The organism is Streptococcus sp. D7B5, assembly GCF_029691405.1.
Lineage (GTDB): Bacteria > Bacillota > Bacilli > Lactobacillales > Streptococcaceae > Streptococcus.
In genome coordinates this window covers 973806-986392 of record NZ_CP121467.1, presented here as the reverse complement: position 1 = coordinate 986392, position 12587 = coordinate 973806, and the positions used below count along the sequence as shown (strand labels likewise).

Genomic DNA, 12587 nt, shown 5'->3' with positions numbered 1-12587 from the left:
TGGTATAATGAAAAATGTTGACAAATAGTATAATAAAAACAAAGGAGAAACAGCATGCTGAAATGGGAAGACTTGCCCGTGGAAATGCAATCAAGCGAGGTTGAGTCTTACTACCAGCTTGTCTCTAAAAGGAAAGGTTCGCTGATCTTCAAGCGTTGTCTGGACTGGGTTCTGGCCTTGTTTTTGCTACTTTTGACTTCTCCCATCTTTCTTATCTTGAGCATTTGGATCAAGTTGGATAGCAAGGGACCTGTCATTTACAAGCAAGAGCGCGTGACCCAGTACAACCGTTCGTTCAAGATTTGGAAGTTCCGTACTATGGTAACGGATGCGGATAAAAAAGGAAGCCTGGTGACTTCTGCTAACGATAGTCGCATTACCAAGGTTGGAAATTTCATCCGCCGTGTGCGCTTGGACGAACTGCCTCAGTTGGTCAATGTCCTTAAAGGTGAGATGTCCTTTGTTGGAACAAGACCTGAGGTGCCACGTTACACCGAGCAGTATAGCCCTGAAATGATGGCGACCTTGCTCTTGCCAGCAGGAATCACCTCTCCAGCCAGCATCAACTACAAGGATGAGGATACTATCATCAGTCAAATGACGGAGAAAGGTCTGTCAGTTGACCAGGCTTATGTAGAGCATGTTCTTCCTGAAAAGATGCGCTATAATCTCGCCTATCTCCGAGAGTTTAGTTTCCTTGGAGACATTAAAATCATGTTTCAAACCGTGTTTGAAGTGCTAAAATAAAGTAGTCATGAGAAAATGAGTACAGATAAAAGGAGCAAATCAATGCCAAATTACAATATTCCATTTTCACCTCCCGATATTACCGAAGCTGAAATTGCTGAAGTAGCGGATACCCTGCGTTCTGGTTGGATCACAACAGGTCCGAAGACAAAAGAACTAGAGCGTCGCTTATCTCAATACACACAGACACCTAAGACTGTCTGCCTCAACTCTGCGACAGCCGCTCTTGAGTTGATTTTGCGAGTGCTTGAAGTGGGGCCTGGTGATGAAGTCATCGTTCCAGCTATGACCTACACAGCTTCATGTAGTGTCATCACACACGTAGGAGCAACACCCGTCATGGTGGATATCCAAGCAGATACGTTTGAGATGGACTATGACCTTCTTGAGCAAGCTATCACTGAGAAAACTAAGGTGATCATCCCAGTAGACCTTGCAGGGATTGTTTGCAACTATGACCGTTTGTTCCAAATTGTGGAGAAGAAACGCGATCTCTTTACTGCTTCAAGTAAGTGGCAAAAGGTTTTTAACCGTATTGTGCTTGTCTCTGATAGTGCCCATGCTTTGGGATCAACTTATAAAGGACACCCTGCGGGCTCTATCGCTGACTTTACTTCCTTCTCATTCCATGCCGTTAAAAACTTTACAACGGCTGAGGGAGGAAGTGCGACTTGGAAGGCCAATCCAGCGATTGACGACGAAGAAATGTACAAGGAATTCCAAATCCTTTCCCTTCATGGTCAGACTAAGGATGCTCTTGCTAAGATGCAATTGGGTTCATGGGAGTACGATATCGTAACACCAGCCTATAAGTGCAACATGACGGATATCATGGCTTCGATAGGTTTGGTACAATTGGATCGTTACCCTGGTTTGCTACAACGTCGTAAGGACATCGTGGATCGCTATAATCGTGGCTTTGCGGGTACTCGTATTCACCCACTGGCACACAAGACTGATACTGTCGAATCTTGTCGTCACCTCTACATCACCCATGTAGAAGGTGCTAGTCTAGAAGAGCGTAATCGTATTATCCAAGAATTGGCCAAAGCAGGAATTGCAAGTAATGTACACTACAAACCGCTTCCCCTCTTGACAGCCTATAAGAATCTTGGCTTTGATATGGCAGATTATCCAAGAGCCTATGCCTTCTTTGAAAATGAAATTACGCTCCCTCTTCATACAAGATTAAGCGATGAAGAAGTGGATTACATCGTTAAGACTTTGGTGAGAATCTCTGAAGAAATCCTCGGTTCTGGAAAAAAATCATAAAAAATCTTGACAAAGATAGAACAATAACATATAATATTCTCAATAAATCAGAAAAGTAGTTATTTTTGATCTTCAGGGAGCCTGTGGTGATTGTGAACAGGTGGTTGGAAGTAGTGAAAGTGGGCTGATTTAAAAAATGAATTTGAAACAATGAAAATTCGGTGCGCACACCTTATAGTGCAACTTGTTGTTAGACAAGGTAGAGATGTAAAGGGGGATAGTCCCTTTATAATTGAGGTGGCACCGCGTTACCAACGCCCTCACACGGAAGTAGATTCTGTGTGTGGGCTTTTTTCATATCTTGAAATCAATACTGAAAGAGGAAAAATTTTATGACAACTAAAGGTTATTTTGGACAATTTGGTGGTAGTTTTGTACCGGAGCCGATTCAGGCTTTGTTGGATGAGTTAGAAGTGACATTTGATAAATACAAGGATGATCCAGAATTTTTGGCAGAATTTCGCCATTACTTGAAGGATTACTCAGGTCGCGAAACACCACTCTATTTTGCGGAAAGTTTGACAGACCACCTAGGTGGAGCTAAGATTTATCTTAAACGTGAAGACCTTAACCACCTTGGTTCTCACAAACTCAACAACGTTTTAGGGCAAATTCTTCTTGCCAAACGTATGGGTAAAAAACGAGTGATCGCAGAAACAGGAGCTGGTCAACATGGTGTTGCGACAGCAGCTGCTGCAGCCAAGTTTGGTATGGCTTGTGATGTCTACATGGGTGCAGAAGATGTGGAGCGTCAACGTCTCAATGTTTTCCGTATGGAGATGATGGGAGCGACCGTTCACGCAGTTGAAACGGGGACACGAACTCTTAAGGATGCGGTTGATGCAGCCTTTGGAGCATGGATGAATGACCTTGAAGCCTTCTACGTTTTGGGATCTGCTGTGGGTCCTCACCCTTATCCTACTATTGTCCATGAGTTTCAAAAGGTCATCAGTGAAGAATCTCGCCGTCAAATCTTGGAAAAAGAAGGCCGTTTACCAGACTACGTCATTGCCTGTGTAGGTGGTGGTTCCAATGCCATCGGTGCTTTTTCACAGTATGTGGCTGATGAAGAAGTCAAATTGGTTGGGGTCGAAGCTGCCGGTCACGGACTTGACACAGACAAGCACGCAGCCACTATGACAAAAGGTAGTGTCGGAATTGTCGACGGTATGAAGACTTATGCAGTCTTTAAGGAAGATGGAGAGCTAGCGCCAGTTTACTCTATCTCAGCTGGTTTGGACTATCCAGGGGTTGGCCCAGAACACGCCTACTTTAAAGATTCAGGTCGCGTGGAATACGTAGCAGCGACAGATGAAGAAGCTGTTCAAGCCTTGCTCCTTCTCAGCAAGACTGAAGGGATTATCCCAGCGATTGAAAGTTCGCATGCCATCGCAGAAGCAGTTAAACGTGCACCGAAACTAAGTAAAGATGAGATTATCATCATCAATGTCTCTGGTCGTGGAGACAAGGACGTAGCTGCGATTGCAGACTACCTTGAAGCTAAAAAATAAGAGATGGAAAAATTACAGTACTTTCTTTCCCAGAGAGCTTGTGGTTGCTGGAAACAAGCAGAGAAAGCTGTAAGGTTGGGTCCATCTGAAACGAGAGAAGAAAACATAATTCTCAAGGGAGTGCCCTTTATCGCACAGCCTGTTATAGGAAAGTTCTGAGACAGGAATGAGAGATAGGAGAAATCCTATAATTGAGGTGGCACCGCGAATTTCGTCCTCACGCAAGTTATTTTGCGTGGGGATTTTTATATATTTATCGTAGATATGGTCACCAGTTTTAAACTATACTTCATCAATAGATAGATTTCTATAAAATATTTGTGAACGAAGTGAGCATTGAACCGCTATTTCCCGCTATAGTGGTATTCTAGAGAAGCAAAGATGCTTATCTAGAACGGAATTTTTGAGAGTAAAATAGTTTGGGGAACTATTTTAGCCTGAGCCTAGAAATGAATGAGCGAGGAGCTCGAAAATTAGGTCTTTCATTTCATGGATTTCTAAAATCATCCACTGGATAATTTTACCTCCCGTCCGCACTATTTAAGGGAAATAGAAAAAAGACAAAAAATTAAAAATAAGAAACTGAAAGGGAAATTACAATGGAACGAATCATTCATGGAGATGTCTTATCACCAATCTTGGCTTATATGCGCCTAAAGGGACAACACAAGGTGATCCTAGAGAGTATTCCGAGAGACAAGGAAACCGCTCGTTTTTCTATCCTAGCCTATAATCCTGTTTTTGAGATTCAGTTTGAAAATGGAGTCCTTTATCAAAATGGTCAAGTGATTGATCGAGATCCCTTGGATTACCTTTATGAAGTGACTCATAAGAGCCAGCACCATTCAGATCTCCCTTTTGGTGGGGGAGCTATCGGCTTTGTTGGTTACGATATGATTTCGCTCTATGAAGAAATCGGTCAAATCCCTGAAGATACCATTGGGACGCCAGACATGCATTTCTTTGTCTATGAGAGCTATATGGTCTTTGACCACAAGAAGGAAAAAATCCATGTCATTGAGGATGCTCTTTATAGCAAGCGTAGTCAAGAAGATTTGGAAAAAGCCTTGAACCAAGTGCTTGAGGAATTACGCAATCCTGCTCCAAATGAATTTGAAGACTTGGATCTATCTCCGCTAGACTTCAAACCGCACATCGCTTCTCAGAAGTTTGAGCAAATGGTCGAAACAGCTCGCGACTTGATTCGTAATGGTGATATGTTCCAATGCGTGCTCAGCCAGCGTTTCTCAGCAGAGGTTACTGGAAATCCATTTGACTTCTACAGAAATCTTCGCGTGACGAATCCTTCTAATTACCTCTATTTCTATGATTTTGGGGATTATCAAATCATCGGTGCTAGTCCTGAAAGTTTGGTTTCAGTTAAAAACGGCATCGTGACAACTAATCCGATTGCCGGTACACGGCCAAGAGGGGCTACGGATGAAGAGGACAAGGCCTTGGCGACAGACCTGCTTGCTGATGAGAAGGAAACAGCAGAACATCTGATGTTGGTAGACTTGGGGCGTAACGATATTGGCCGCATCTCTGAAACATCCAGTGTTCAAGTTACCAAGTATATGGAAGTGGAGCTCTTCCGCTATGTCATGCATTTAACCAGTGTTGTGAGAGGGCGTTTGCTTCCCGAACTCACTGCCATGGATGCCTTGAAAGCAACACTTCCAGCTGGAACAGTTTCAGGAGCACCAAAGATTCGGGCCATGAGACGGATCTATGAACTGGAAACAGAAAAACGGGGCTTATACGCAGGAGCAATCGGCTACTTGTCTGCGACGGGTGATATGGATTTGGCCATTGCCATCCGAACTATGATTCTTAAAAATCAAACAGCCTATGTGCAGGCTGGGGCAGGGATTGTCTACGACTCCATCGCCCAAAACGAATACCAAGAAACCATTAACAAAGCAAAATCTATGACTAGAATTGGAGAACTAAGACCATGATTTTATTGATTGACAACTATGATTCTTTTACCTATAACCTGGCACAGTACATTGGGAATTTTGCAGAAGTGCAGGTTTTGAGAAATGATGATCCCAAGCTGTATGAAGAAGCTGAAAAAGCAGATGGTCTGGTCTTTTCTCCTGGTCCTGGTTGGCCAGTTGATGCTGGAAAGATGGAAGACATGATTCGTGATTTTGCTGGCAAGAAGCCGATTCTAGGGATTTGTTTGGGACACCAAGCCATTGCAGAAGTCTTTGGTGGGAAGCTAGGTTTGGCTCCCAAAGTCATGCATGGGAAACAGAGTCATATCAGCTTTGAAGTGCCTTCTGTTCTCTATCAAGGCATTGAGGATGGCCGTCCGGTCATGCGTTACCACAGTATTTTGATTGAAAAAATGCCTGAAGACTTTGAAGTGACAGCTCGTTCGATTGATGACCAAGCCATTATGGGAATTCAACACAAAACCCTGCCGATTTATGGCTTCCAGTACCATCCAGAAAGTATCGGAACGCCAGATGGCTTGTCTTCTATTCGGAATTTTATCGAGAAGGTTGTAAAGTGAGGAAACTAGGATGAAAGAGATTATTGAAAAACTAGCAAAATTTGAAAATTTATCAGGTGTGGAAATGACGGATGTCATTGAGCGTATCGTAACTGGGCGTGTAACCGAAGCTCAGATTGCTTCTCTCCTTTTAGCCCTTAAGATGAAGGGGGAAACACCTGAAGAACGCACAGCTATTGCCCAAGTCATGAGAGGCCATGCCCAACACATTCCAACTGAAATTCATGATGCCATGGACAACTGCGGTACAGGTGGAGACAAGTCCTTCAGCTTTAACATTTCGACAACTGCAGCCTTTGTCTTGGCTGGTGGCGGCATTCATATGGCTAAGCACGGTAACCGTTCGATTTCTTCTAAATCGGGTTCGGCAGATGTCCTTCAAGCATTGGGCATCAATCTTGACCTCAAACCAGCTGAACTAGGTAAGGTTTTCGATAAAACTGGAATCGTCTTTCTCTTTGCTAAAAATATGCACCCAGCTATGAAGTACATCATGCCCGCTCGTTTGGAACTAGGAATTCCAACGATTATGAACTTGACTGGTCCACTGATTCATCCAATGGCCTTGGAAACACAGTTGCTTGGCATTAGTCGTCCAGAACTGCTAGAAAGTACCGCTCAGGTTTTGAAAAATATGGGTCGCAAACGTGCCATCGTGGTTGCTGGACCAGAAGGGTTGGATGAAGCTGGCTTGAACGGGACAACCAAGATTGCTCTTCTTGAAAATGGCGAAATCACCTTGTCAAGCTTCACTCCAGAGGATTTGGGGATGGAACGCTACGCTATCGAAGACATTCGAGGAGGAAATGCTCAGGAAAATGCAGAGATTTTGCTTAGCGTTCTTCAAAACGAACCAAGTCCATTCTTGGAAACGACAGTCTTGAATGCTGGCCTTGGTTTCTATGCCAATGGTAAGGTAGCTAGTATCAAGGAAGGAGTTGCCTTGGCTCGTCAAGTGATTGCTAGTGGCAAGGCCCTTGAAAAACTCAGACTGTTACAGGAGTACCAAAAATGAGTCAGGAATTTTTAGCACGAATTTTGGAGCAGAAGGCGCGTGAAGTCGAGCAGATGGAGCTGGAGGAAGTCCAGCCCTTGCGCCAGACTTATCGCTTGGCAGAATTTTTGAAGAATCACCAGAACCGTTTGCAGGTAATCGCTGAAGTCAAGAAGGCTAGCCCTAGTCTGGGAGATATCAATCTCAATGTGGATATTGTGCAACAGGCCCAGACTTATGAAGCAAATGGAGCAGTGATGATTTCGGTTTTGACAGATGAGGTTTTCTTTAAAGGGCATTTGGATTATTTACGTGAGATTTCCAGTCAGGTAAACATTCCAACGCTCAACAAGGACTTTATCATCGATGAAAAGCAAATCATCCGTGCTCGCAATGCCGGCGCGACAGTTATCCTGCTCATCGTGGCTGCTTTGTCAGAAGAACGCCTCAAGAAACTATATGACTACGCGACAGAGCTTGGTCTGGAAGTCTTGGTGGAGACTCACAATCTAGCTGAACTAGAAGTGGCCCATAGACTGGGTGCTCAGATTATTGGGGTTAACAACCGCAACTTGACTACCTTTGAGGTCGACTTGCAGACCAGTGTAGACTTGGCCCAGCACTTTGAGGAAGGTAACTATTACATTTCTGAATCTGCCATTTTAACAGGGCTGGATGCAGAACGAGTAGCACCATACTTTAACGGAATTTTGGTGGGAACAGCGCTCATGCAGGTAGAAGATGTAGCCCAGAGAATCAAGGAGTTGCAGATTGACAAAGGTTAAAATTTGTGGACTGTTGACCAAAGAAGCGGTAAAAACAGCTGTATCAGCAGGGGCAGACTACATCGGTTTTGTCTTTGCACCTAGTAAAAGACAGGTGACCTTGGAAGAGGCTACAGAGCTGGCAAAGCTCATTCCTGCAGATGTACAAAAGGTTGGCGTATTTGTTTCACCAAGTCGGGCTCAACTGCTAGAAGCGATTGACAAAGTTGGCTTGGACTTGGTACAAGTTCATGGTCAGGTAGCAGATGGTTTGTTTGAGGATTTGCCTTGTGCCAGCATTCAGGCTGTTCAAGTCGATGGAGAGGGTCATGTACCCAATTCTCAGGCAGACTATCTACTCTTTGATGCCCCTGTAGCAGGGAGTGGCCTGACCTTTGATTGGGGTCAACTGGATACGACAGGACTAGCGCAGCCCTTCTTTATCGCAGGTGGCCTTAATGAAGACAATGTAGTACAAGCAATTCAACACTTTACTCCCTATGCAGTAGATGTATCGAGCGGAGTGGAGACAGATGGACAAAAAGATCAGGAAAAGATTAGAAGATTTATAGAGAGGGTAAAGCATGGCATATCAAGAACCAAATAAAGATGGATTTTACGGAAAATTCGGCGGACGTTTCGTCCCAGAAACATTGATGACAGCAGTTTTGGAGTTGGAAAAAGCTTATCGTGAAAGTCAGGCGGACCCAAGTTTCCAAGAGGAATTAAACCAGCTCTTACGCCAGTATGTAGGACGTGAAACTCCCCTTTACTACGCAAAAAACTTGACCCAGCATATCGGCGGAGCCAAGATTTATCTTAAACGGGAAGACCTCAACCATACAGGGGCTCACAAGATTAATAATGCCTTGGGACAGGTTCTTCTCGCTAAACGCATGGGCAAAAAGAAAATCATCGCTGAAACTGGTGCTGGTCAGCACGGTGTGGCAACTGCAACAGCTGCGGCCCTCTTTAACATGGAATGTACCATCTATATGGGTGAGGAAGATGTCAAACGCCAAGCCCTTAATGTCTTTCGTATGGAGCTTTTGGGAGCTAAGGTTGAGGCCGTGACAGATGGTTCGCGCGTGCTCAAGGATGCGGTCAATGCAGCCCTCCGTTCATGGGTGGCAAATATCGACGATACCCACTATATCCTTGGTTCTGCCTTGGGGCCTCATCCTTTCCCAGAAATCGTTCGTGACTTCCAAAGTGTTATCGGACGCGAAGCCAAACAACAGTACCGTGAATTGACTGGGAAAGACTTGCCAGATGCTCTAGTAGCCTGTGTTGGTGGTGGTTCTAATGCTATCGGTCTCTTCCATCCATTTGTAGAAGATGAGTCAGTAGCCATGTATGGGGCTGAAGCGGCAGGACTTGGTGTGGATACGGAACACCACGCAGCTACCTTGACCAAGGGGCGTCCGGGTGTCCTTCACGGTTCCCTCATGGATGTGCTCCAAGATGCTCATGGTCATATTCTTGAAGCTTTCTCTATCTCAGCAGGTTTGGACTATCCTGGTATCGGTCCAGAACATTCTCACTACCACGATATCAAACGTGCCAGCTATGTCCCCGTGACAGACGAGGAAGCCTTGGAAGGATTCCAACTCTTGTCTCGTGTGGAAGGAATTATCCCTGCCTTAGAATCCAGTCACGCTATCGCTTTCGCAGTGAAATTGGCCAAAGAACTCGGACCAGAAAAGTCTATGATTGTCTGCTTATCTGGACGTGGTGACAAGGATGTCGTTCAAGTCAAAGACCGCTTGGAAGCAGACGCAGCAAAGAAGGGAGAAGCTCATGCCTAAGACTTTAACAGAAAAATTAAAGGCTATAAAAGCAGCAGGAAAAGGAATTTTCGTTCCCTATATCATGGCTGGGGACCATGAGAAAGGTTTGGATGGTCTCGCTGAAACAATCCACTTTTTAGAAGATTTGGGTGTTTCAGCTATTGAAGTGGGTATTCCCTTTTCAGACCCTGTTGCAGATGGACCTGTGATCGAAGAAGCAGGCTTGCGTAGTCTAGCTCACGGGACTTCTACCCAGGCTTTGGTTGAAACCTTGAAAACCATTCAAACAGAAGTTCCGCTTGTCATCATGACCTACTTCAACCCTCTCTTTCAGTACGGTGTGGAGAAATTTGTCAAAGATTTGGCAGATACAGCAGTTAAGGGCTTGATTATTCCAGACCTGCCTCATGAACATGCCAACTTTGTGGAGCCTTTTTTGGCAGATACAGACATTGCCTTGATTCCCCTAGTTAGTTTGACGACAGGACTCGACCGTCAAAAAGAGTTGATTGCAGGGGCAGAAGGCTTTGTCTATGCCGTTGCTATCAATGGAGTGACAGGGAAATCAGGCAATTACCGTGCAGACTTGGACAAGCACTTGGCACAATTGCATCAAGTAGCTGACATCCCAGTTTTGACAGGTTTTGGCGTATCTAGTCAAGCCGATGTCGAACGTTTTAATGCAGTGTCAGATGGTGTTATCGTTGGTTCGAAAATTGTAAAAGCTCTCCATGAAGGAGAGCCGATTCAGGACTTTATCAAACAAGCAGTAGCTTACCAAAAATAATCAAACAAACAGCAAGTAAGAGGAAAGGCACAAAAGGAAGTCTTTCCTTTTTCTTTTGAGGGTATAAGTTCATGAATGACAGTTGAATATTAGTTTGGGTATTGCTTATGAATGGTATCTATATAGTTGGTGAAATGTTTCAGGAAATGCTTAGGAGATATAACAGTGATGTATTTTCCAAAAGCAAGCAAGGTATTGTATCCCCAATCATTGTCGTTTAACGGATAAGTAATCTCGTAAATATCGCTATTAATAGGTTTTATGGCATTATAGCCTAAGAGTTCTACAAATCGATCAAGAACAATTTTCTGGACATGCAGGATGACAGGTACTTTGTTTTCGTTCATCCAAGCACCACCATCATAGGGAAGTGGTGTAAAATGTCTTTTTGAAAAAGTATCGGAGAGAGTAAGTTTACTAATTCTAGCAACTTTAAAAACAGAAAAACGCGCTTTATCAGTATCGTAGGCATCCATATACCAACTTCGGTCCTTATAGACAATACGGTAAGGCTCACAATTTTTTTGACTCACCAGTCCTTGTGAATTAATATAGGAAAATTTTATTTTTACTCTACCTCTGATAGCTTCCAATAACTTAAAAATCAAAGTTCGTATTTCCAAGTTCCCTTGAGATAGAGATAAATCAATTTCGAAATCAGAGTATGTATTGGTAGCATTTAATTTCAATATAGCATTGAAAGTAGAGGCATCTTCCAATACTTGATAACGGCTTTTTAAACCAGATTCGATCGAAAGCCTTTCGGATTGGGTCAGGGGAGGTTTATCAGTTTGGAAGTCTTCCATAAGAAAAATGCCTCCATTTTTTCCTTTCATTACATAGAGAGGAATGCCTGCAAGAGATAAATCATCAATATCTCTCATAATAGTTCGTGTGCTGACTTTAAAAAGTTCTGATAATTCTTTAGCTGTTGTTTTTCGTTTATTTACTAAATGAGAAATAATCCCCATTTGACGGTCAATTTTCATAATTTTCTCCTTAAATATGACAGATAGTTGTCATATTACCTTTGTTATGATTATACCATAAAGAAAGGAGTTCATATAATGAAACATCAAACTAAACCATCGTTTACCTTAGTTGGCAAGAGTATTTTGATAGAAGGAACTACAGTTCATGAACATCACTATTCTAAAGAGAAAACGGCACTCTATACTCAGTTATTTAAAGAAGGAATGCTAGGAAAATTGATGCCCCATTCCATAGATAAAAGAGGCTATGCTTTGATAGTTCCTCATAAAGATGGTATACAATACTACGCAGGAGTTGCGGCAAATAATGCTGTGGCAGGTTACGAAAGCATTCTTGTCCCAGAGAAAGATTATTTAGTAAGCTCAGCCAGTGGTGATAAATCAAGACTCTTGTTTGATAAATTGGAGGATAACTTTTTTGAGGGAGAATATAGTTCGCTTTACAATGATGGAATTATCTTAGAAATACTTTTAAACGGTAATCCCATGGATGCAGAAGTTGAGCTTTGGGTTCCCAATTCAACAAACTAATAAGAACTGATAGAAAATTATTATAGTTGCAGCAAGTAAGAGGAAAGGCACGAAAGGAAGTCTTTCCTTTTTCTTTTGCAGGAGAAAGGCCAGAATGCCTGCCGCAGAAGCGAACTGAATCAAGATGAGTAATTCTGTCACACTAAAAACGAGAGCACAAGAAGCCAGAAAGAGAAAATCCCCTGCGCCCATGCGGATATCGATAAAATGAGCCAAAATTCCAAGGATAAGAAAGAAGACCATAACCAGATTCCAGCCAGAGCAGGCCATGAGGATTAGGTGGAAAGTTAGCCAAACCATTAAGGGATATTCCTGATGGCGAAAGTCGTAGATGCCCAAGGTCAAGCCAGCAGTGATTAGGATGACTTGGCCCAAGGAAATCCAGCCCCAAGACCAAGCTAGAAAGAGGATTCCTAATCCTAGTTCAAAGAGGGCATACCAGAACGGATAGCGAATCTTGCAGTAGCGACAGCGAAAGCGATTAAATACCTGCGAGAGGATAGGAATCAAATCCAACGGACGCAAGCGAGTCTGACAGGAATTACAGTGACTAGCTGGTCGGATAATGGATTGCTCAGGAAAACGGTCAATGACCAAACCCAAGAAGGAAGCGAGAATGCTCCCGACAAGAAAAAAATAAAGATCAATCATACTTATCTATTCGTAAAAAATAGA

13 protein-coding genes are annotated in these 12587 nt (G+C 43.4%); 11 read left to right on the top strand and 2 right to left on the bottom strand.

Annotated features, from left to right (window positions below):
• Positions 1-54: 54 nt before the first annotated feature.
• From P8P68_RS04760 to trpA, 10 genes are all read left to right on the top strand, one after another.
• A complete protein-coding gene (locus P8P68_RS04760; protein WP_084849251.1) occupies positions 55-747 on the top strand; it encodes a sugar transferase in 693 nt (230 codons plus the stop codon).
• Positions 748-789: 42 nt separating this feature from the next.
• A complete protein-coding gene (locus tag P8P68_RS04755) occupies positions 790-2019 on the top strand; it encodes a DegT/DnrJ/EryC1/StrS aminotransferase family protein (protein ID WP_278276288.1) in 1230 nt (409 codons plus the stop codon).
• A gap of 332 nt (positions 2020-2351) precedes the next feature.
• A complete protein-coding gene (trpB, locus tag P8P68_RS04750; RefSeq protein WP_045592556.1) occupies positions 2352-3530 on the top strand; it encodes a tryptophan synthase subunit beta in 1179 nt (392 codons plus the stop codon).
• Positions 3531-4129: 599 nt separating this feature from the next.
• Entirely contained in the window at positions 4130-5491 is a 1362-nt protein-coding gene (gene trpE / locus P8P68_RS04745) for an anthranilate synthase component I (RefSeq protein ID WP_278276287.1), read from the top strand.
• Entirely contained in the window at positions 5488-6054 is a 567-nt protein-coding gene (locus tag P8P68_RS04740; protein WP_000601903.1) for an aminodeoxychorismate/anthranilate synthase component II, read from the top strand. The genes trpE and P8P68_RS04740 overlap by 4 nt, the downstream gene beginning before the upstream one ends.
• Before the next feature lie 10 nt (positions 6055-6064).
• Positions 6065-7069: an anthranilate phosphoribosyltransferase gene (trpD, locus tag P8P68_RS04735; protein ID WP_000658690.1), complete on the top strand. Its 1005-nt coding sequence runs from the start codon at positions 6065-6067 to the stop codon at positions 7067-7069.
• Positions 7066-7833, top strand: a complete 768-nt coding sequence (gene trpC / locus P8P68_RS04730) for an indole-3-glycerol phosphate synthase TrpC (RefSeq protein ID WP_278276286.1) — start codon at positions 7066-7068, stop codon at positions 7831-7833. Before trpD ends, trpC begins: the two co-directional genes overlap by 4 nt.
• The gene (locus P8P68_RS04725; RefSeq protein WP_000169865.1) at positions 7820-8419 is read left to right on the top strand and encodes a phosphoribosylanthranilate isomerase; all 600 of its coding nucleotides are present in this window, start codon (positions 7820-7822) and stop codon (positions 8417-8419) included. Before trpC ends, P8P68_RS04725 begins: the two co-directional genes overlap by 14 nt.
• Positions 8397-9620 carry a tryptophan synthase subunit beta gene (gene trpB, locus P8P68_RS04720; protein WP_278276285.1) on the top strand — a complete coding sequence of 408 codons (1224 nt, stop codon included), beginning with the start codon at positions 8397-8399 and terminating at the stop codon, positions 9618-9620. The genes P8P68_RS04725 and trpB (P8P68_RS04720) overlap by 23 nt, the downstream gene beginning before the upstream one ends.
• The gene (trpA, locus tag P8P68_RS04715) at positions 9613-10389 is read left to right on the top strand and encodes a tryptophan synthase subunit alpha (protein ID WP_278276284.1); all 777 of its coding nucleotides are present in this window, start codon (positions 9613-9615) and stop codon (positions 10387-10389) included. The genes trpB (P8P68_RS04720) and trpA overlap by 8 nt, the downstream gene beginning before the upstream one ends.
• 89 nt (positions 10390-10478) lie before the next feature.
• Here the strand turns inward: trpA and P8P68_RS04710 are convergent, their stop codons facing one another.
• Entirely contained in the window at positions 10479-11378 is a 900-nt protein-coding gene (locus P8P68_RS04710) for a YafY family protein (protein WP_278276283.1), read from the bottom strand.
• A gap of 78 nt (positions 11379-11456) precedes the next feature.
• Between P8P68_RS04710 and P8P68_RS04705 the strand changes: the two genes are divergently transcribed.
• Complete coding sequence (locus P8P68_RS04705; RefSeq protein WP_142349700.1) at positions 11457-11912, top strand: effector binding domain-containing protein; 456 nt, start codon at positions 11457-11459, stop codon at positions 11910-11912.
• Here the strand turns inward: P8P68_RS04705 and P8P68_RS04700 are convergent.
• Positions 11901-12563 carry an A24 family peptidase gene (locus P8P68_RS04700; protein ID WP_278276282.1) on the bottom strand — a complete coding sequence of 221 codons (663 nt, stop codon included), beginning with the start codon at positions 12561-12563 and terminating at the stop codon, positions 11901-11903. The genes P8P68_RS04705 and P8P68_RS04700 overlap by 12 nt on opposite strands.
• Positions 12564-12587: the final 24 nt, after the last annotated feature.

Bases quoted from the DNA above. Each gene is read 5' to 3' on its own strand.
- P8P68_RS04760 (WP_084849251.1), top strand. From the start codon at position 55: ATGCTGAAATGGGAAGACTTGCCCGTGGAAATGCAATCAAGCGAGGTT.
- P8P68_RS04755 (WP_278276288.1), top strand. From the start codon at position 790: ATGCCAAATTACAATATTCCATTTTCACCTCCCGATATTACCGAAGCT.
- trpB (WP_045592556.1), top strand. From the start codon at position 2,352: ATGACAACTAAAGGTTATTTTGGACAATTTGGTGGTAGTTTTGTACCG.
- trpE (WP_278276287.1), top strand. From the start codon at position 4,130: ATGGAACGAATCATTCATGGAGATGTCTTATCACCAATCTTGGCTTAT.
- P8P68_RS04740 (WP_000601903.1), top strand. From the start codon at position 5,488: ATGATTTTATTGATTGACAACTATGATTCTTTTACCTATAACCTGGCA.
- trpD (WP_000658690.1), top strand. From the start codon at position 6,065: ATGAAAGAGATTATTGAAAAACTAGCAAAATTTGAAAATTTATCAGGT.
- trpC (WP_278276286.1), top strand. From the start codon at position 7,066: ATGAGTCAGGAATTTTTAGCACGAATTTTGGAGCAGAAGGCGCGTGAA.
- trpB (WP_278276285.1), top strand. From the start codon at position 8,397: ATGGCATATCAAGAACCAAATAAAGATGGATTTTACGGAAAATTCGGC.
- trpA (WP_278276284.1), top strand. From the start codon at position 9,613: ATGCCTAAGACTTTAACAGAAAAATTAAAGGCTATAAAAGCAGCAGGA.
- P8P68_RS04710 (WP_278276283.1), bottom strand. From the start codon at position 11,378: ATGAAAATTGACCGTCAAATGGGGATTATTTCTCATTTAGTAAATAAA.
- P8P68_RS04705 (WP_142349700.1), top strand. From the start codon at position 11,457: ATGAAACATCAAACTAAACCATCGTTTACCTTAGTTGGCAAGAGTATT.
- P8P68_RS04700 (WP_278276282.1), bottom strand. From the start codon at position 12,563: ATGATTGATCTTTATTTTTTTCTTGTCGGGAGCATTCTCGCTTCCTTC.